Here is a 694-nt window from a genome sequence, read left to right on the forward strand (position 1 = left end):
TCCATTCCTCTCTTGCCTTCCTTCATGAACATAGACAAGCCTTGGCATCTCCTTTTCGCCATTCTGCAGTGCAACATGATCTCTAATCCTAAAATGTATAATACCCTTACCTTCCTTTTTCTTTTACTTCTCTCTTTACCTCTACTTCCCCTACCTGCCTTATTGCATTAAATACCGTTTGCCTACTTAGCTTCTCTTTGCATGTTACCTTGCTACTWTCYTCGTAGGACATGTTGATTGCATTCTCTACAAGCCTTATCTTTACTTCTTTATCCACCTTCTCATGTTTCCTTATACCTATAACATCATCAAGTAAATATCTATATTCTCCGCTCTTTCTTGATTTGTAGTATGTTCTTGAATATTCTATTCCTCCTAGGAGCGTAATAATACTTTTCTTGTCTTTTCTTTCAACTATCCATTCCTTTTTTCTCTTATCATCTTCTTTAATCGCTTTATCTAATTCTTCTAAAAAGTCTTTTATTATATTCCTTCCAAGTTCATCAGTCGATTCTTTAACTACCTCAACAAGTTTTGTAAAATCCCATTCTTTTGACAGCATTTCTTCTACATTTTTTATTAATTTAGTAGTGAAATTTATTAAATGTTGTTGTATAATATCATGTTGTATAATATTATTCAAAAGAGACACCCCCTTATTGATTCTGAGACTACCAAGGCACACAGGGGATAG

1 pseudogene is annotated in these 694 nt (G+C 33.8%); it reads right to left on the minus strand.

The features are described from left to right. Positions 1-568: pseudogene (locus tag CAAU_RS05230) on the minus strand (UPF0236 family transposase-like protein); the annotation flags it as partial. Positions 569-694 lie beyond the last annotated feature (126 nt).

Origin of the sequence: Caloramator australicus RC3 (genome assembly GCF_000297115.1) — a bacterium.
Lineage (GTDB): Bacteria > Bacillota > Clostridia > Clostridiales > Caloramatoraceae > Caloramator > Caloramator australicus.